The organism is Desulfitobacterium dehalogenans ATCC 51507 (genome assembly GCF_000243155.2).
Taxonomy (GTDB): domain Bacteria; phylum Bacillota; class Desulfitobacteriia; order Desulfitobacteriales; family Desulfitobacteriaceae; genus Desulfitobacterium; species Desulfitobacterium dehalogenans.
In genome coordinates this window covers 2,112,507-2,131,942 of the sequence record NC_018017.1, presented here as the reverse complement: position 1 = coordinate 2,131,942, position 19,436 = coordinate 2,112,507, and the positions used below count along the sequence as shown (strand labels likewise).

Annotated in this window: 11 protein-coding genes, 3 tRNA genes and 3 rRNA genes; 2 read left to right on the top strand and 15 right to left on the bottom strand. The window is 43.8% G+C overall.

From position 1 onward, the window contains the following. Positions 1-7 precede the first annotated feature (7 nt). Positions 8-766 carry an SDR family oxidoreductase gene (locus tag DESDE_RS10370; RefSeq protein ID WP_014793961.1) on the bottom strand — a complete coding sequence of 253 codons (759 nt, stop codon included), beginning with the start codon at positions 764-766 and terminating at the stop codon, positions 8-10. A 254-nt stretch (positions 767-1,020) separates the two neighbouring features. Here DESDE_RS10370 and msrB point away from each other — a divergent pair, with 254 nt between their 5' ends. Continuing rightward, on the top strand, positions 1,021-1,986 hold the full coding sequence (msrB, locus tag DESDE_RS10365; protein WP_014793960.1) for a peptide-methionine (R)-S-oxide reductase MsrB: 966 nt from the start codon (positions 1,021-1,023) through the stop codon (positions 1,984-1,986). Here msrB and DESDE_RS10360 read toward each other — a convergent pair. The 12 genes from DESDE_RS10360 to DESDE_RS10305 all read right to left on the bottom strand — a co-directional run bounded on the left by DESDE_RS10360 (position 1,983) and on the right by DESDE_RS10305 (position 16,199). Next, positions 1,983-2,390 carry a DUF2695 domain-containing protein gene (locus tag DESDE_RS10360; RefSeq protein WP_014793959.1) on the bottom strand — a complete coding sequence of 136 codons (408 nt, stop codon included), beginning with the start codon at positions 2,388-2,390 and terminating at the stop codon, positions 1,983-1,985. The genes msrB and DESDE_RS10360 overlap by 4 nt on opposite strands. 200 nt (positions 2,391-2,590) lie before the next feature. Then, positions 2,591-4,441: an aryl-sulfate sulfotransferase gene (locus DESDE_RS10355; protein WP_050981867.1), complete on the bottom strand. Its 1,851-nt coding sequence runs from the start codon at positions 4,439-4,441 to the stop codon at positions 2,591-2,593. Between the two features lie 293 nt (positions 4,442-4,734). Next, positions 4,735-5,409 (bottom strand): MgtC/SapB family protein, encoded by a 675-nt coding sequence (locus tag DESDE_RS10350; RefSeq protein ID WP_172637607.1) that lies wholly within the window; start codon positions 5,407-5,409, stop codon positions 4,735-4,737. A 124-nt stretch (positions 5,410-5,533) separates the two neighbouring features. Beyond that, a complete protein-coding gene (locus tag DESDE_RS10345; RefSeq protein ID WP_148269915.1) occupies positions 5,534-6,910 on the bottom strand; it encodes a DUF6179 domain-containing protein in 1,377 nt (458 codons plus the stop codon). Further along, positions 6,885-7,397 (bottom strand): DUF6323 family protein, encoded by a 513-nt coding sequence (locus DESDE_RS10340; RefSeq protein WP_014793955.1) that lies wholly within the window; start codon positions 7,395-7,397, stop codon positions 6,885-6,887. The genes DESDE_RS10345 and DESDE_RS10340 overlap by 26 nt, the downstream gene beginning before the upstream one ends. A 398-nt stretch (positions 7,398-7,795) precedes the next feature. Next, positions 7,796-8,293, bottom strand: coding sequence for a transposase (locus tag DESDE_RS10335; RefSeq protein WP_019850436.1), 498 nt, complete (start codon positions 8,291-8,293; stop codon positions 7,796-7,798). A gap of 45 nt (positions 8,294-8,338) precedes the next feature. Beyond that, positions 8,339-8,455 (bottom strand): 5S ribosomal RNA (rrf, locus tag DESDE_RS10330). Between the two features lie 138 nt (positions 8,456-8,593). Further along, positions 8,594-11,648, bottom strand: a 23S ribosomal RNA gene (locus tag DESDE_RS10325). Positions 11,649-11,761: 113 nt separating this feature from the next. Further along, positions 11,762-11,837, bottom strand: a tRNA-Ala gene (locus tag DESDE_RS10320). A gap of 17 nt (positions 11,838-11,854) precedes the next feature. Continuing rightward, positions 11,855-11,931, bottom strand: a tRNA-Ile gene (locus tag DESDE_RS10315). Positions 11,932-12,155: 224 nt separating this feature from the next. Beyond that, positions 12,156-13,837 (bottom strand): 16S ribosomal RNA (locus tag DESDE_RS10310). Together the 16S, 23S and 5S rRNA genes with 2 tRNA genes alongside form the textbook arrangement of a ribosomal RNA operon. Before the next feature lie 313 nt (positions 13,838-14,150). Beyond that, a complete protein-coding gene (locus DESDE_RS10305; protein ID WP_014793954.1) occupies positions 14,151-16,199 on the bottom strand; it encodes a TaqI-like C-terminal specificity domain-containing protein in 2,049 nt (682 codons plus the stop codon). A 1,646-nt stretch (positions 16,200-17,845) separates the two neighbouring features. Here DESDE_RS10305 and DESDE_RS10295 point away from each other — a divergent pair. Next, positions 17,846-18,328 (top strand): tyrosine-type recombinase/integrase, encoded by a 483-nt coding sequence (locus tag DESDE_RS10295; RefSeq protein WP_083838557.1) that lies wholly within the window; start codon positions 17,846-17,848, stop codon positions 18,326-18,328. A gap of 123 nt (positions 18,329-18,451) precedes the next feature. On the opposite strand, the gene DESDE_RS10290 is transcribed toward DESDE_RS10295, so the two are convergent. After that, a tRNA-Gly gene (locus DESDE_RS10290) sits at positions 18,452-18,526 on the bottom strand. Between the two features lie 38 nt (positions 18,527-18,564). Further along, the gene (locus DESDE_RS10285) at positions 18,565-19,416 is read right to left on the bottom strand and encodes an ATP-binding cassette domain-containing protein (protein ID WP_174270166.1); all 852 of its coding nucleotides are present in this window, start codon (positions 19,414-19,416) and stop codon (positions 18,565-18,567) included. Between the last annotated feature and the right edge of the window lie 20 nt (positions 19,417-19,436).

The following is a 19,436-nucleotide window of genomic DNA, read 5'->3' as shown; positions in this document are numbered from 1 at the left end:
GGAATTTTTAATAGGCAGACCATCCTCCATCAGCGACAATAACAGCTCCATTGACGAAGCTGGATTCCTCCGTAGCCAAGAATAATGCTACCTGAGCAATTTCATCCGGTTTGCCCATTCGGGGATTAGTAGCCATACCAACATAGGCACGTGAGGAACCGAATTGATGAGGATCGGTAATCGTGGTGCTAATATTAGTCTCTACTGCCCCCGGGGCGATGGCGTTGCAGCGAATACCCTGCTGAGCATACATAAAGCCTGTATTTTTAGTGAAACCGATGACAGCATGCTTAGAGGCAGTGTATGTTGCCCCTGCTCTCGCACCATTTAAACCACCTGCAGAGGCAATATTGACAATTACACCACTTGTTTTTTCCAAGAATATGGGAATAACTTTCCTTGTTGCACGCATAACGCTTGTGGTGTTTACCGCAAATAGTCTTTCCCAATTCTTATCTTCTATATCAGCGGCAGGTTCGAAATTATCCATTATCCCTGCATTATTAACGAGAATATCTACCGTACCATAAGTACTTACAGTAGTATCAACCAAGGTTTGAATATCTTCTTCCACAGCAACATTGGTCTTGATTGCAAAGGCGGTACCACCTGCCGAGGTAATTTCTTCAACTACCTTATTTGCGCCATCAAGATTGAGATCCGACACAACAACTTTCGCCCCTTCTTTTGCATAAAGAAGAGCGATTGACTTACCCATACCGGAAGCTGCTCCCGTTACAATGGCCACCTTATCTTTTAATTTCATGATTTTTTCCTCCTTAATCATATTTAAAAACTATTTCCTATACCCCCTTCTCTTAATTATAATCACTTAAACGTTTTGACTATTTTGAATTACCTAAATTCTAGCGTATTCTTATCCTTTTGACCAGGTTTAAATCATAAAAAATACAATTTAGATAAGATTATGTTTTAATTATGGGTTTAAAAGAGTTATTATGAAGTCAGGATAACTTTAAACTTATAAGTCCATCCTATGCTCAAGGGAGGGAAGAATTCATGACAGTTGATACAATGAATGTGGAGGTTGCCACCTTAGCCGGGGGTTGCTTTTGGTGTATGGAGTCAGTATACAGACCATTGGATGGGGTTCTGGAAGTTCTATCGGGCTACACCGGTGGCCATGTCGAAAACCCGACCTATAACGAGGTATGTTCCCATACAACCGGACATATGGAAGCAGTCCAAATCAAATTCAACCCGAACCGTGTGAGCTATAGGGAAATATTAGATCTCTTTTGGCAGCAAATCGATCCCACCGATCCCGGCGGACAATTTCACGATCGTGGCGAATCCTACCGGACGGCAATTTTTTATCACAATGAAGAACAGCGTCATCTAGCCGAAGAATCCAAAAATGCCTTAACCCGAAGTTTACGTTTCAATAAGCCCATCGTTACCAAAATCCTTCCTGCTGCCCCCTTCTATCCAGCAGAAGATTACCACCAGGGCTATTATGAAAAAAATGCCTTCCGCTATGCTCTCTACCGCCAAGGCTCAGGTCGAGATGCATTCTTAAAAAAACACTGGTCGGAAGAAAAGGACTCATTAAGAAAACGTCTAACCCCTATGCAATTTCATGTAACTCAGGAAAAAGGAACAGAACCTCCCTTTCAAAATGAGTTTTGGGATAACGAGAAAGAGGGTATCTACGTTGATATAGTTTCCGGCGAACCTCTTTTCAGTTCCAAGGATAAATTCGACAGCGGTTGCGGCTGGCCCAGTTTTGCCCGGCCAATGCTAAAAAGCAATATCCTTGAAAAAATTGACCTAAGCCATAATATGACTCGTACTGAAGTAGTCAGCCGCAACTCCAGCTCCCATTTGGGTCATGTCTTTAATGACGGACCTGGGCCGGATGGGTCACGTTACTGCATCAACTCCGCTGCTCTGCGCTTTATTCCCAAGGAAGACCTGGAACGTGAGGGTTATGGGGATTTTCTCTATTTGTTTTCTGATTTCTAAGCATCTTTCCCGATCAAGAGACTTTCAACATTATAGAGAACTTCACAGTCGCACTCTCCACCATTCTTCTTGAAAATCTCAAGAATATCATTGATTTTGCCTCGGTTAAACTGCATCTGGGTTAATATTTGACGACTAAAACGATAGGTATGGTCACAGTGAAAAGCCGATAGTTTTTCATTTAGCCGATAAAAGAACATACGATGAAAAAGCTGGCTCAATAGCTCAGAGTCCTTATTTAGGCTGGATTTCTCATGACTATAGAGTGAATCGTATTCCAGATTAGCTTTCTTAATCCCATGAACTAACCGCCGGTTAATTTCTTCTTTAATCAATTTCTTATCCTTGAGAAGGGGGTGTTCCTGTTCCTCCTGTCCTTCTTCTCTAATGCTCTCCCATAGCATGTTATCATCTCCTTAGGTACCTTTTTAAGTCTTTGGACTTTGTCTCTGGCTACTATGCGTATTTGCTATAAGAACCGGGTTTTTATTGTTTTATATTTAACCTTAATGCTCTTATTATAAGCGTAGAAGAAGCTTTAATTCATATTTTTTTATACACATAAAGAAGGTGGAGTTCGGCTCCACCTTCATACTTTTATTCATTATGCAGTTATTGTCACACCTGTTTCAAAGACTTTATCCCGGGCAACTAATTTAACTTGGTATTTCCCTGATAATCCCGTTTTATTGATAAAGGTATCCACATTGCGCGGATCTTCTTTTTGAAAGGTTCCAACACACATAGCTTGGAATAATTGGGGTACGGTATTAATCGGATAGCGCAAGGTTTCGCCGGTTGCACCGACCAAAAGCAATTGTGCCATTTCACCGGTTTCAAAAATCCCATTGAAATTAAAACGGTCCTCTTCTTCAACGATGTTCCCATGATAATCTTCCGGAATAAGCTCCCCTGTTTCCGGTGCTTTGATTTTCATCTTTGTTTTTTCTGTATCGATGAGGCTGCCCAGAATTTCCCCTTCTCCTAATTCTGCTGTTTCATGTGCATAATAAAGGGGTAATTTTTCAGCCCGATAATAATTACCAACAATCTGCATCTCATAGACCAATTCGTCATCGATTAATTCACAGGTTATGGAATTAAATTCGAATTTCCTGTCTTTAAATTCTGGTTGAGTGGATTTGATTACGGCCATTCCTTCACAAGTCTCACCATTTTCATAACCGATACCTCCGGAATGGACCATGTAATGACCTTCATCGTAGTATTCCACATTGCAGATATAGGGAGAGAAGAATTCGGCCCCTCTCTCTTTTCCATACTGCCAAACTTGTTCAATGGTCATTTTTTCGGTATCGATCTTATAACGGACGCCCCGTGTATAGTTCTCCTTGTTGGGAAGGTAGCTTGCCTTGTTTTTTGAACGGAAATGACCGTTATCCAGAAGCATTACATCTCCGTCAGGAAGGATAATGCAGGCATGCTGCTCATACTGCCACTCAAAATCCCCCCCTACTGGAGTAAAGAAATATTTGTCCACCATGTCTTGCGGCCATCCTTCCGGGTCACCAATAATCCAGTTCAATTTTCCACTTTCGAAGTCGATGTTGATGACGGCATCCTGATGGCGACCGGATAAGGTAAGGCTGTTGGTTTTTTTATCATACCATACTGCATTATTGTGGAACCAATCGTGGGGATCTTGACTGCCTGAACCAGCCACATCCTGGGGTAAAACGGTTTTATAATCCCAGGTTTTAATAATATTTCCTGTCTTGGGATCCACAAGAGCACACATATCCTCTACTGTCTGGGAATGAGCGTCAAAGGTAAGCACCAAAATATTTCCATCTTCCATCATGAATTGATCGTGGTGATAACCACTGGGAATGCGGTACTCTTTAAAGATTTTACCGCTGAAAGCCATTTCATAAAGCCCTGAAGTGAAGTAAGGCATTTTTACCAAGCGTTCGGTACCGACCAGAATATGACCGTTAGGCATCCGCTTCATATCAAAAGACAAAGCAATTGTGGTATGCCAACGGACTTCGCCTGCATAATCGATACCCACTGCCATAGTACGGGAGGTCGCAGACGTCAAGAACATCAGGTTGTCCCTAAAATATTCCGGTTTGGTTTTGATCGAAGTAGCCGGTACAACTTCCGGATGGAGTGGTTCTGTTTTGATGGTAATGGCATTTCTCTTGCCATTTGCCAGGATGATTTCCACGGTATTGTCATAGCCGGCATATAAGCCATAAATCGGGAGAATGTGGGTTTTATTTGCCGGAAAGGTATGGCAGATATCTCCGGGATGGGCTTTACCCTTAACTACGATAGTAGCTTCGGTGGCTGAAGGAGTCTTAAATAAAACCATGGCCGTCAGTGGGCAAATTTCATAGGGGTTCAATTTGACCAAAGGGTTATTCAGCGTGTAATTCCCTGCCTCAAATTCAGATAAGAAGGCTTGCTCCAACTCCTTTTGCCGAGTCATAATATGAGGCACAAAAGTGTACTTGATTGAGTCTTCCACTATCTCACCACTCCTAACATAAAAACTTGAAAGTTAGCATTCTTGTTCACATGTCCTTAATCCCATGTTATCATGTCAATGGTTTTCATCATATCAACACTATGTAGTACACTCTACAATGAAGTGTTTTTTGACTTAATAATAGTTATTTGGTTAACGCTGATTATGATCTATTCCGTAAAAGAAAAATCAGGCCATGACGACCTGATTATTTCGTTACTTCATATTTGTAATTAATTCTATACTCCATTCCCTTACTGTCGGTGAAGGATCATGCTTTCTTTCATCGTTACCCCATCAATATTGACAATTTCCTCTAAGACTCTGATATAGTCAATATTTTTAGGAACTCTGATTCGAAATTCAACCGGAATATCATTAGAAATTTTAATCGGTAGAATGGAAACATGTTTCATAGCGATTCCATGTCTCTCGAAAATTTCACCAATTTCTCTTAGTTTAAACTCATGTGTAATAGATACTTTCAACAATTGCTGGTTGCGAAAAAGAAGCTTCTCAAAAAAACCGTCTAATGTCAAGAACACCAGGAATGTAGTTATTAATGCAGAATAATACATACCTGTCGCCACTGCCATGCCAATCGCGGCCACCACCCAAATACTGGCGGCAGTTGTTAACCCTTTTACTGAGGTACCCTCGCGCATAATGGTGCCTGCGCCCAAAAATCCGATACCTGTGACAATATTGGCCGCTATTCTTCCAGGATCTTTATTTGCGTAATTGAAGGAAGTAAAAGCATACATAGAAACAATGGTGACCAAAGCAGCCCCTAAAGCTACAAGTATATGTGTTCTTAATCCTGCAGGTTTGTGGATCTTCTCCCGTTCCCAACCGACAATCCCACCTAGGATACAGGCTAACAAAAGCCTTAAGGCCATTTCATAATCATTAATCAACAACCGAGCCACCTCCTGAATTGATACAATGGGTACAGGGCATTAAATATAATTTGCATAAGTATTAATCTATTTTAACTCTACGCAGCAAAAAAACAAAGAGACCATCGATAAGCGATGGTTCCCTGTACTATTTCTATCCATCAGCAAATTGATCCAGCATTTCTAAAACCCGTTTTTCCCTGTCATCGTCAAGCTGTTCCAGATAGGAGTTCAAATAATTCCGCAAGGTCTGTTCGGCTACCGGCAAATAAGCTGCTTGTTTCTCTTCTTCATAAGGATGCCTTTTGATCAGAGCCGCAATTTCCACATCACTCAGCAGATCCAGTACCCCAAAGACCTCCTCTTCCTTCAGCAGGGCATCGGTGAGCAAGTCTTCCAAATCGGCAAAGGATTTGACCTGTTCTTTGATAAGTTGGAGTTTATCTTCGAGATAACGACAAACAAGCAATTCGTCGATCAATTGGCGATAATCTTCGTCATTCATCTTCAGACCTTCTGAAAAGTAAATTTTGGGGACTGAATCCGGATCAAAGGGAGGAACGAAAGTTTTATCCAAAGTGTTCAGCTCCAGCCCTCGAGAGATATTGGCGAGAATACCAGGAAGGCTTTTCGTTACATATTCCCCCAGGGAAGTGCCGGTGATGTTCAACTCTTCCAGTACCAGTTCAGCGGCCTTGCCGATCTTCCAAGCCAAGGCCGAAGAATCATTCTGTACCAACTCATTATGCAAGCGTTTAATTTCTTCTCCGGAAATCTGCAAACTGAGAACGCAGCGCTTCGCTAAAGCACAAGCTAAGGCTGCAGTCAGGACCTGTTCAAAGATATTGATCAGCAAATCCTTATATCCTGGATCATAGCCGCAAAGGAGGTGGTGAACTGCCTTGGGGGAAAATCTCTTGCAGAATTCATTTTCCAGCCATAAGTTTTCCAGATAGCTGTACATAAACTCGACACCTGTCAGTTGGTTGACCGGGTTGCACAATTGATAATCAATGGATGCCGGAGTCTCATGAGCCTCATAATCCGGCTTGTAGGATATGAAGAAGAGTCCGGCTCCTTCTTCACTGAGGGTCTCATTATAGGTAAAGTTCAAAGTAGGCAGTTTATTGTTTTGGGTTTGCTCATAAATAGCCTGAACTGCCGCCAATTTAACAGTTATCAGTCCTCGGCCCTTTTGATAGATCTCTGAAATCTTTTTCGTTTTGAGTTCCTCGATAGCCCCGGAAGTATCCGCCAAAGATTTCAAATACAAGCCTATGGTATAGAGGTTGGACTTCATGATACTTTCGGCAGCTTCCACCCTTATGGAGCAGCTTTCCCCTCCATTATATTTTTTACATTTATAAGCTAAGAACTCAAGGCAATGAAGCTGAATGCTCTCCACTTCGGAGGCAGTGAAAAACCCCTGGGTATATCCCTCCTGAAGGAGGACTGTAAAATATACTTCACTGCTGAGATCAGGCGAAATAAAGATCCGCCCCTTCTCAATATCCGTTATCGTTTTGCTCATCTTCGTCATCTCCCTCATCCTCATCCTCAGCCGGGTATTCCCAATAATTCGGAGCATAGCCATACCGCAAATTGTTGGCCATATTATAAAGCTCCCGTCCTGCCAACAATTCCAAAGATCCCTGGCAGATCCCGTTAAAGCGGCTCCTCATAAATTGAATCAGTTCATCGTCGCTTAGCAAATCCAGGGTCTCATTCTTATAGTAATAAAACATTTCCACAAGCTCATGGAGGGTTTCCGCATAGTTATGGCTGGAGATATAAGGGGAATAGCAGAACCCACGAATTATCTTTTGAATGACCCCTCCCCCGAATTCAATTCGCCCGTTGCCTTGCAAGGCGAGGGTACGAGTTTCCACCAGCTCTACTGCCTGAAAATGAGACAGGGTCAGACCAAATTGTGCAGAAAAGTCATTGCATTTTTCAATTTCCATTACTGCTTGCCTTTGGATAAGAGCTGAGGATAGGTTCATGATTTCCAAAGCCACGCCGGTCACCTCCATATAATCATGAGTTTAATAAAAATCGCTTTTCATTTATCTCCTGCTTAAGAACCAAAATCCAGTACGGTAGCAATGGATAAATTTTTTTCTCCACACTATTGACATTCATTAACGAGTATGTTATGATTTAATAGGAATAATTTAATCATAATGCAATTATTAGGTGGCAACCTTGATCATACCATAGATTCAAGTCAATGACAATGGGTATTACTAAGCGATTTTTCGCTTTTTTTATTTTAGTGCATTCTTTAATCTCGAACAAGAAAAGACCATAGAGAGCGAACCGGATCGTTCTCTCCATGGTCTTTTTTATGTCCCAGGAATGTCAAATTGGTCACTGGGGGTCGACAAATAGGGTAAATCATAGCGATTAAGGACCATTAACAATAATTAACTGAGAGATTTCTCTGCAGACTTACTATCCTCAGCTTAATTTGCGGATAGGAGACAGCTGGCCTGAGCGGTGCTGTCCCATACTTCACCAATCTTTTCAGGTTCAGGGCCATTGCCGAAAAGAGGCATTGTTCCTGGACTTTCTCAATGCCTCGCTTGCGAGTGAACCTTAGATTGTGACATCGCTTTTGAAGAGCAAAATTCCCTTCACATATTACCTGCCGCTTGCGCATGACGTAGCGGTATAAGGCTGTTCCGACTAAGGCGTGATGGCGTTCCTGATCTTCTTGATAGAAATCCCGTCTGACTTCTTTGTAATTCGCCTTCCCGGCAATACATTGGCTTTTCAAAGGACAGTTTTTACAATCTTCTGATCGTGTAAATGATCTAATCTTAAACTTACTTGTCATATCTCGATGTTGGCTGACAAGCATCTGTGCTTTTGTCAACAGACCCGCGCTTGGAAATTTGGCCGAATTCCTCATCTATAAATCAAATGGACTACGCATCTCTGCATAGTCCATTCGCTTACCTGGCAACGACTTACTTTCCCAGGACCCTGCGGTCCAAGTATCATCAGCCCTGAAGGTCTTAACTTCCGTGTTCGGGATGGGAACGGGTGGTACCCCTCCGGTATAGTTACCAGATCTTTATGTGGCTATCTTTGAGTGAACTTCCTGTTCCCTCAAAACTACACAGAGTCTTCTTCACTGTAATTAAGCTTCCATCTTTCCTCACCTTAGTCTTGAGCCCCTCAGTGAGGTGACCTTTCCATGACCTTTCGTTAGGTCAAGCCCTCGACCGATTAGTACCCGTCCGCTCCATGCGTCGCCGCACTTCCACTCCGGGCCTATCTACCTGATCATCTTTCAGGGGTCTTACCAGCTTACGCTGTGGGAAATCTCATCTTGAGGCCGGCTTCGCGCTTAGATGCTTTCAGCGCTTATCCGATCCGGATATAGCTACCCAGCACTGCCTCTGGCGAGACAACTGGTACACCAGTGATCCGTCCAACCCGGTCCTCTCGTACTAGGGTCAGTTCCTCTCAAATTTCCTGCGCCTGCGACGGATAGGGACCGAACTGTCTCACGACGTTCTGAACCCAGCTCACGTACCGCTTTAATGGGCGAACAGCCCAACCCTTGGGACCTACTACAGCCCCAGGATGCGATGAGCCGACATCGAGGTGCCAAACCTCCCCGTCGATATGGACTCTTGGGGGAGATAAGCCTGTTATCCCCAGGGTAGCTTTTATCCGTTGAGCGATGGCCCTTCCACTCGGTACCACCGGATCACTAAGCCCGACTTTCGTCCCTGCTCGACTTGTTGGTCTCGCAGTCAAGCTCCCTTGTGCCTTTACACTCTTCGCGCGATTTCCATCCGCGCTGAGGGAACCTTTGGGCGCCTCCGTTACTCTTTAGGAGGCGACCGCCCCAGTCAAACTGCCCACCTGACACGGTCCCCAACCCCGATTCAGGGGCCTAGGTTAGAACTTCAGTACAAAAAGAGTGGTATCCCACCTGTGACTCCACCAAGGCTGGCGCCCTAGCTTCTTAGTCTCCCACCTATCCTGTACATTTCATACCAAAGTCCAATGTCAAGCTACAGTAAAGCTCCATGGGGTCTTTCTGTCCTGTCGCAGGTAACCCGCATCTTCACGGGTATTACAATTTCGCCGAGTCCCTCGTTGAGACAGTGTCCAGATCGTTACGCCTTTCGTGCGGGTCAGAACTTACCTGACAAGGAATTTCGCTACCTTAGGACCGTTATAGTTACGGCCGCCGTTTACTGGGGCTTCAATTCAAAGCTTCGCTCTTTCGGGCTAACCTCTCCTCTTAACCTTCCAGCACCGGGCAGGCGTCAGCTCCTATACTTCTCTTTTCAGATTGGCAGGAACCTGTGTTTTTGATAAACAGTCGCCTGGACCTCTTCTCTGCGGCTCTATCTCTAGAGCACCCCTTCTCCCGAAGTTACGGGGTCATTTTGCCGAGTTCCTTAACGAGGGTTTTCTCGCGCGCCTTAGGATTCTCTCCTTACCTACCTGTGTCGGTTTACGGTACGGGCACTAAGTAAGCTCGCTAGAGGCTTTTCTTGACAGCTTGGAGTCGGTTACTTCGCTACTTATTTCGCTCCCCATCACCTTTTAGGTTTATTCGCGAGACGGATTTGCCTATCTCACACCCTACGGGCTTGGGCGTGCTCAACCAACGGCACGCTTAACCTATCCTTCTGTGTCACCCCATCGCTCAAACGCTTCTCAGTGGTACTGGAATCTCAACCAGTTGTCCATCGCCTACGCTTTACGCCTCGGCTTAGGTCCCGACTTACCCTGGGCGGACGAGCCTTCCCCAGGAATCCTTAGGTTTTCGGCGGGTGAGATTCTCACTCACCTTTTCGCATACTCATACCGGCATTCTCACTTCTATTCACTCCACCAGACCTCACAGTCTGACTTCGCTGCGAATAGAACGCTCCCCTACCCCTGGAACGGAATTATTAAACCCTTAGCTTTTCTTGAGCCCCTGAGGACATTTGGAAATTTTGCTTTCATTCAAGCCTTTGTCTTCCTCATTGGAAGCAAAATTCCTCATGCAACTTCCCTTAGTGCTCCTTTTCTAAAGACTTAATAATTCCGTTCCAAGCCATAGCTTCGGTGATACGCTTGAGCCCCGTTACATTTTCGGCGCAGAACCACTCGACCAGTGAGCTATTACGCACTCTTTAAATGGTGGCTGCTTCTGAGCCAACATCCTGGTTGTCTATGCAATTCCACATCCTTTTCCACTTAGCGTATACTTGGGGACCTTAGCTGATGGTCTGGGCTGTTTCCCTTTTGACTATGAAGCTTATCCCCCACAGTCTGACTCCCAATCTAAATTCTTGGCATTCTGAGTTTGATAAGGTTCGGTAACCCGGTAAGGCCCCTAGCCTATTCAGTGCTTTACCGCCAAGAATCATTAATTGAGGCTAGCCCTAAAGCTATTTCGGGGAGAACCAGCTATCTCCGTGTTCGATTGGAATTTCTCCCCTACCCACAGCTCATCCCCTGTCTTTTCAACGACAGTGAGTTCGGGCCTCCAGTGGGTTTTACCCCACCTTCACCCTGTCCATGGGTAGATCACACGGTTTCGGGTCTACAGCATGTAACTCATCGCCCTCTTCAGACTCGCTTTCGCTTCGGCTCCGACTTCTCGTCTTAACCTCGCTACATACCGTAACTCGCCGGTTCATTCTACAAAAGGCACGCCATCACACCTTAATGGTGCTTTGACTGCTTGTAAGCGTACGGTTTCAGGTTCTCTTTCACTCCCCTCCCGGGGTGCTTTTCACCTTTCCCTCACGGTACTGGTTCGCTATCGGTCGCTAAGGAGTATTTAGCCTTGGGAGGTGGTCCTCCCAGCTTCCCACGGGGTTTCACGTGTCCCGCGGTACTCAGGATACCCTCACAGTCTTTCTCTCTTTCGCCTACAGGAGTGTTACCTTCTTTGCTCGGCCTTTCCAGACCTCTTCGACTAGAGATACAGACTTAATAGAGGGTCCTACAACCCCAACCCCCGAAGGGATTGGTTTGGGCTGTTCCCGTTTCGCTCGCCGCTACTCAGGGAATCGATTATTCTTTCTCTTCCTCCGGGTACTTAGATGTTTCAGTTCCCCGGGTTGTCTTCTGCAACCTATGGATTCAGTTACAGATATCCAGATATGACTCTGGATGGGTTGCCCCATTCGGATATCCACGGATCAAGGCATGCTTACTGCTCCCCGTGGCGTTTCGCCGCTCGCCGCGTCCTTCTTCGACTCTTAGCGCCTAGGCATCCACCGTACGCCCTTAGTAGCTTGACCAAACGTTTTTTGCCGCCACTTCTAGGTTTTAGATGTTATCCTAATTACAGTTTTTTTCTTCTCTGTGCAGTTTTCAAAGAACATAATAAACATTAGAGAAACCAGATATATTATGGTGGAGGTAAGCGGGATCGAACCGCTGACCCCCTGCTTGCAAGGCAGGTGCTCTCCCAGCTGAGCTATACCCCCACAATATTAATCTTTTATGGTGGGCCTAGGTGGACTCGAACCACCGACCTCACGCTTATCAGGCGTGCGCTCTAACCAGCTGAGCTATAAGCCCATAGAAGACTTTATGGTCCCTCAAAACTAAACAACAAGTTAGCTTTTAACTTCAACAGCTTCATTTCTCATACTTTACGGATTGCTCCGTTTTGCCTCTTCGGCTTTCAGAAGTCTCTTAAGACTTCTCCAACTTTGAATCGTTTCACTTCATTGCTTCCATGACGTCCTTCAAAGCATCGACCTTAGGATATGCTCACTACCAGAGTGAACATGTCTCCTTAGAAAGGAGGTGATCCAGCCGCACCTTCCGATACGGCTACCTTGTTACGACTTCACCCCAATCATCGGCCCCACCTTCGACGGCTAGCTCCCAAAAGGGTTACCTCACCGGCTTCGGGTGTTGCAGACTTTCGTGGTGTGACGGGCGGTGTGTACAAGGCCCGGGAACGTATTCACCGCAGTATGCTGACCTGCGATTACTAGCGATTCCGACTTCATGTTCTCGAGTTGCAGAGAACAATCCGAACTGAGACCAGCTTTCTCGGATTTGCTCCACCTCACGGCTTCGCTTCCGTCTGTACTGGCCATTGTAGCACGTGTGTAGCCCAAGACATAAGGGGCATGATGATTTGACGTCATCCCCACCTTCCTCCGGTTTGTCACCGGCAGTCTGTCTAGAGTGCCCAACCTTACTTGCTGGCAACTAAACATAGGGGTTGCGCTCGTTGCGGGACTTAACCCAACATCTCACGACACGAGCTGACGACAACCATGCACCACCTGTCTCATAGCTCCCCGAAGGGCACTCCCATGTTTCCACGGGATTCTATGGATGTCAAGCCTTGGTAAGGTTCTTCGCGTTGCGTCGAATTAAACCACATGCTCCACCGCTTGTGCGGGCCCCCGTCAATTCCTTTGAGTTTCAACCTTGCGGCCGTACTCCCCAGGCGGAGTGCTTAGTGTGTTAACTGCGGCACAGAGGGGGTCGATACCCTCTACACCTAGCACTCATCGTTTACGGCGTGGACTACCAGGGTATCTAATCCTGTTTGCTCCCCACGCTTTCGCGCCTCAGCGTCAGTTACAGTCCAGAAAGTCGCCTTCGCCACTGGTGTTCCTCCACATATCTACGCATTTCACCGCTACACGTGGAATTCCACTTTCCTCTCCTGTCCTCAAGATAACCAGTTTCCGATGCAGTCCCAGGGTTGAGCCCTAGGTTTTCACACCAGACTTAATCATCCGCCTACGCGCCCTTTACGCCCAATGATTCCGGACAACGCTTGCCCCCTACGTATTACCGCGGCTGCTGGCACGTAGTTAGCCGGGGCTTCCTCCTCAGGTACCGTCATGCAAGTACAATATTTTCATACCTGCCGTTCGTCCCTGAAGACAGTACTTTACAACCCGAAGGCCTTCGTCGTACACGCGGCGTTGCTCCGTCAGACTTTCGTCCATTGCGGAAGATTCCCCACTGCTGCCTCCCGTAGGAGTCTGGGCCGTGTCTCAGTCCCAGTGTGGCCGTTCACCCTCTCAGGCCGGCTACTGATCGTCGCCTTGGTAGGCCTTTACCCCACCAACTAGCTAATCAGACGCGGATCCATCCATTAACGATAGCATGTTCAGAGGCCATCTTTCCTTATCCCATGATGCCATGGGATAAGCTTATCCGGTATTAGCCCTCGTTTCCAAGGGTTGTCCCGGTCTATTGGGTAGGTTATCCACGCGTTACTCACCCGTCCGCCACTAACTAACGTCTAGCACTCAGTGTTCTTCATGTTCTTTCTAATAAACTGTGTTGGCACTTTATAATGCGTGGAGCTCTCTCTTCGTTCCACTACGTTCGAGCTCTCGCTTTAACCAACTTCACTGAACACTCAGTGCTAAACGTTAGTCCGTTCGACTTGCATGTGTTAGGCACGCCGCCAGCGTTCGTCCTGAGCCAGGATCAAACTCTCCATAAAATTTATGAAGAAAATTTGATTGCTCAAATTGTCTTTACTCATTTGACGAGTCATTGGCTGTTCCTTGTTGTTTAGTTTTCAAAGACCATTTTGTTTCGCCACTCTCGGTGACGGAATCTTAGTTTAGCAGATTGATTTTTAATTGTCAATCGCTTTTTTTACACTCAATTTTTCTTGGAAAATTCGGTTACACAACTGAGCGCTTGATTATATTATCATGCTAGAGCTCAAGTGTCAATCACAAATTATCATCAAATTTTTCCCTATTTCTCACCTTAAGATTACTCATCCCTACCAGGGATGTGCAAAGGATTTATTTCCATAGAAACAGCTTGGTATTCATTAATTCTTGCTTAATATACTCATACTCGGGATCAGTTAAACCAAAGATGTCTTTGACTTGCCTATCGATTGCATTATAAAGACTGTTAACTTCCCCAGGATCACAGCTCTTTAATAGAGATTCAACTTTGGTAACAATATGATATTGTTGTCTTTTGTTTATTAGTGGAATGGGAATACTTTCGATCTGGGAACGTAATACCTTCAATGATTTGAATTGGCGACTATAAAAATATTGGGCGATCCTAGAATTCAACACAGCTAAAATATACTTAATGCTGAGTCCTTCAATTTTGGGGATAAGGATATTCGCGCTGTTTAACGTCAAGGCCTGGGTATCATCATAGGCAAAAACCAAACACCCACCTATAAAGCGATAAATTAATTTTTCTTTTGCTCGATAAAGCTCGATAGGTGCAACTTGTTGGAATTTATGGGGATGAAACTTGATTTTATATTGAGCAGGAAGGCATTTATATTTAAACACATCACTTCCTCGATAGATAAACTCAAAAATATCGGATTCATCGTCTATCTCTTCATGCGTTATTTTATTAGAAAGAAACTTTCTATTATCCCCTGTTACAATTCCCAAAGCAAAGTCCGCATTATGCTTTAAGTAGGTTACGTCCACCGAAGACTTTAATCTTTCAATTAATCTCACTTCAGCATCGGTGAGATCAAAATTCCAAAGGTCAATATCCACTGTCCGTTCCTTAGCAATTGTAAACACTTTCTGACGAGAGACAATCTGAGCTCCCTTTACTGAAAACTCTTCTGCATTTTTTTGATAGGTTAAGGTCATTGCCGGGCATTGTACTCCGTCAAAAGCATCTTCCCAATAACGTATTCTTTTAATTTGGCATGCATTCATTAAATATTTTCGAATAGGGCGGTGAATCTTTACCTGCAAAAGTGATTGAGGCAAGATCAAGCTGACCACGCCTTTATTTACCACTGATCTTAGGCCAAACTCTGCAAAAACACAAAAGGATTCCACGGTCGTAGCCCGTGCCGAGGGATAAAGTTTCTTAAGCTCTTTTTGCTCCCCGGGGCTATATTTGAATCCCCAAGGTGGGTTACCTATTACAACATCAAATTTCCCTGCTAATTTACCCAGTAAAGGGTTAGCACATAAAAAATTCCTGTAGAGCAGCTCTACATCTGCAGTCTTTGTTAGAAGAGCCATGTTGATACGGGTCAGACTTACACTAAGAGGACTGATATCGTACCCATGCAGCCCTTCCAGATTTTTAATATATTTATAAGCATACATCAAAAAATTCCCTGTTCCACAGCAGGGATCAAGGATCTTAATATCCTTATGAAGCATCGGTTTGAGCCAATCCACGGTATCTTTGACCACAGTTAGGGGGGTATAATAAACCCCTTTGGATTTGCGTTCTTCCAAGTTCTGCAACGACATGGAGAGTAGACCCAAAAAATCCTGCTCGTTTATGTAGTCAATGTAAAAATTCAAGGCAGGAGATAGTTTAACCAACTGCAATTCAATATCCTTTATATCTCCTAAAAGGTCATCAATTAAAACGGAATAACGACCTGCGAATCTTGCGTCTTTCAGGTAATAACGCAGGAAGCAAGTGGAATCAGTCCTCTTAGGCTCAAAGGAAATCATTTTGCGGCTGGTCAGTAGTTTTAAGGCATACTCTGCCAGAATCACTCGCTCATAGCCTTCGGCTAAATCTATACTATCGAGGCACGATATAATTTTCCCAACAACCTCTATCCCCTCTTTACTCTGGATATAGGTCTTAGGGATATAAGTACCACTGATGTAGTTTTTATTGCGCCGACTTTTTAACTTAGAGTTATTACCACGCTTTATATCAAATAATAAGGCTTCTATGTCCTTTTTTAAAAAAAGATTCTTATTCCCTTTAATATCAATAGGTTTAAGGGTACTGTTTTTAATCCAATTTATGGCCGTAGCCTTGGATATAGATAAGAGATCGCACACCTCATTGAGTTCGAAGCAGTCTTCTCTAGTTAAAAAATCCATTCCTTACCCCCGTAAAAAAGAAACCCCAAAGAATTGTCTTGGCTTTCGTCGCTTCCCTGAAGCCTTGTTATCCCACATAGTAGAAAGGCGAAATCGCCGGTTCCTCTTATACTAGCGATATAAAAATTATACTTCCTGATATGTATGAAAAAACGCCGCAAACTTTGCGACGCCTATGATACCTTTGGAGCGGAAGACGGGATTCGAACCCGCGACCCTCGGCTTGGGAATTCGATTCTTCTGGTCCTACCTATTTCTATCCAATCGCAATTAAGCTTCTCTATTGAATTTATGAGGTGAAAGTTTAGTTTATATATACTGCCTATTATGAATCAAATGGTCTTCCTATCTGTATAGTATTTTGGAGTATATTTCGCATATTGTCAACAAGGGACTCTTCCTAGTTTATTTGAAGCCTCTATACTAGAACGTATAACGGTTATAATTCTTGACATCCACCAAGTTCAATAATTATTTAGGCGTGGGTCAACCATACTAAATTTTCGCCTCTGTCACATTTAAGGAATTTCAATTCATATGATGGCTGTGCCTCCATCCTCTGAGATTACCACGGATGCCCGTTTAGTTTACAATATTGGGCGTTATATAATTAAGAAAGAAACTTTGCCACCAGGGCCAGTTGGAACAGCTATACTAGGTACCGCCGGGTTTTCCTTTCATCTAATCCATTCAATCATTGATGTTAATCTTTTCGTGGTCTCTATTGCAGAATCATTAAAGCTTTTTCTTAGTTCTCATATGTCAGGTTAATTCTCTCTCTTTAAAATCATCCTTATTATTTGAACCAAAATAAACATTGGTAACAAGGGGCCAAAAACCAAAGACTTTTTTCCAACTTTTATAAAAAAAGGAGAAAATACTGCGGTAAAAAAGGTTCTGGAAAGTATATGATAAAGGATTCGAGTTAGTAGTATAATGCGTAAAAGTAGGAAAAGGCGCACTACCAAGGTAATACGCCTTTTAAATTTCTGCCACCTTCAATAATGGATGCTGTAATTATCCAACTAATAATAACATGTTTAAATCTAGAACCAACACAAATCCTAGCTTTACATTACTTTTAATTAGAAAAGGCGTCGATTAAATCGTCTCATCTCAAATCTTTCAAATGGATCGAATTCAAATCTCTCAAATGGATCCATTACCCCAAATCTCTCGAACCTTTCGAAAGGATCAAAGAAAAAGGGGAAAAAAGGAAATCTTCCAAATCCAAAACGTTGCATATCTTAATTGTCTCCTTTCGTTATAGAAGTGTGATTTTAAAAAACGTATTAAAAGATAACACCCAAAGCAATAAGAATTAAGATAACTATAGCGATTCCTTGATACTGATTCTTTCACGACGACCACAATCATCTAAATCAATATCACCCAATGCATCTGCATACCCTCCTTTATCTAAAGATAGTACATGATATGCACAAGCTGGGTGGCTTGGAACAATATGGAAATTGGTTTATTTTTCTGTAGAAATTCTATTTAACTTTTATTCGGGAAGAGTTTTGAAAGATTTGAAGTGGAGTAATGTATTTAAATTTGAAACCTTTATTGCACGACATTCTTATTATGCGAAGTAATTATCCAAAGGGAACTAGCCATACTGCTTTGATCCCAACAAAGGAACCATCCGAATCATCCAAGCCATCAAACGCAAAAAGCTAGATGGTGAAGAAAAATCCAGGCTTATTTTTTCTGAACCAAAATCAAAAAAAGGCAAACGAGAACTTCCATTGTTGCCTATAGTGGTTAAAGAGATAAAGCGTTTTCAGGTTATAAGGCGGCAAGAAAAGCTCATCCTGGGGCCTGAGTATAACGATAGCGGATTACTCTTCACAACGCCCCTAGGAACGCCTATAGAGCCACGTAACCTGAATAGGAAGCACAGCAGTATTATTAAGGCCGCAGGCATCAAATCAATCCGTATACACGATTTAAGACATACTGTAGCCACACTTCTACTGGATGACGGAGAAAATCCTGTTAACGTGAGCAGCCTACTAGGACATTCAAGAACAAGTACTACATTAGATATCTACGGTCATAGTTCACTGGAGGGAAAAATCAGAGCTGTATCCCGTTTAAGTAACAAAATTAAGGCTGTAAAATAAACCGGAATCAGTCCGGTTTTTCTTTTTTGGTCAAGATGTCGTCTGAATGCCGTCAAGTCAATTTAGGGCATAAGAAAACAAAAAGAAAAAACGTTGCAAACTCTTGCAACGCCTCACTTTCACTGGAGCGGAAGACGGGATTCGAACCCGCGATCCTCGGCTTGGGAAGCCAATGCTCTACCGCTGAGCCACTTCCGCATTGAACAGTATTAATTATAGCAAAAAATACTAATCCGTCAAGCTTTTTCATCTCGCCAATTCTTGAGCGCTTTCCGGGCCCCTGAGATGGTCATGGGAATTTCGTCTAGAGCAAAGCCATCTTTAAACTTTAAAATCTCCATAAGGTGGCCTATTCTCGGCAACCTAAGATTCACGTTCCGCAGCTTTTCTCTTTTGGCAAAGACCTCACCGCAGGTTCCTTCTAAGACCACTTCTCCCTCATCCATAACAAAAACCCTATCACAATAGAGGGGAACGATATCGATATCATGAGTGGCAATAAGAATCGTTAAATCCATTCCTTTTTGAGTTTCTAAGAGAAGTTGCATAATCTCCGAGATTCCTTTAGGATCCAGCCCTGCTGTGGGTTCATCCAGTACCAGGACCTGGGGTTCCATGGCTAAGACTCCGGCAATAGCGGCACGCTTTTTCTGTCCAAAGCTGAGGGCGTGAGTGGGCTTATTGCGAAGATGAGAAATACCCGTTCTTTCTAAAGCATGCTCTACCCTTCTCTGTGCTTCGTCCTTAGGCAATTGAAGATTAAGCACTCCATAGGAAACATCCTGATAGACACTTGCCGAAAAAAGCTGGTTGTCCGGATCTTGAAACACCATTCCAACAGCTTGCCTAAGGTTCAAGAGTCCCTTGCGCGAGTAATCAACGGGCTGTCCATCAAAAAACACTTCTCCAGAAGAGGGCTTCAAAATTCCGTTTAAATGTTGAAACAGCGTGGATTTACCTGCTCCATTTCCTCCTAATAGTGCAGTAACCTGACCCTTGGGAATCGTTATAGTGATACCCTTAAGAGCATGGGTCCCGTCAGGATAGTGGTAGTGCAAATCCTTAAGCTGTATTATGTTGTCCTGCATTATACTCTCATTCATATTCT

What these genes read in the sequence shown, in the direction of transcription:
- DESDE_RS10345 (WP_148269915.1), bottom strand. Translation starts at nt 6,910, where the DNA reads ATGAGCAAAACGATAACGGATATTGAGAAGGGGCGGATCTTTATTTCG.
- msrB (WP_014793960.1), top strand. Translation starts at nt 1,021, where the DNA reads ATGACAGTTGATACAATGAATGTGGAGGTTGCCACCTTAGCCGGGGGT.
- DESDE_RS10355 (WP_050981867.1), bottom strand. Translation starts at nt 4,441, where the DNA reads ATGACTCGGCAAAAGGAGTTGGAGCAAGCCTTCTTATCTGAATTTGAG.
- DESDE_RS10360 (WP_014793959.1), bottom strand. Translation starts at nt 2,390, where the DNA reads ATGCTATGGGAGAGCATTAGAGAAGAAGGACAGGAGGAACAGGAACAC.
- DESDE_RS10305 (WP_014793954.1), bottom strand. Translation starts at nt 16,199, where the DNA reads ATGGATTTTTTAACTAGAGAAGACTGCTTCGAACTCAATGAGGTGTGC.
- DESDE_RS10285 (WP_174270166.1), bottom strand. Translation starts at nt 19,416, where the DNA reads ATGCAGGACAACATAATACAGCTTAAGGATTTGCACTACCACTATCCT.
- DESDE_RS10335 (WP_019850436.1), bottom strand. Translation starts at nt 8,293, where the DNA reads ATGAGGAATTCGGCCAAATTTCCAAGCGCGGGTCTGTTGACAAAAGCA.
- DESDE_RS10370 (WP_014793961.1), bottom strand. Translation starts at nt 766, where the DNA reads ATGAAATTAAAAGATAAGGTGGCCATTGTAACGGGAGCAGCTTCCGGT.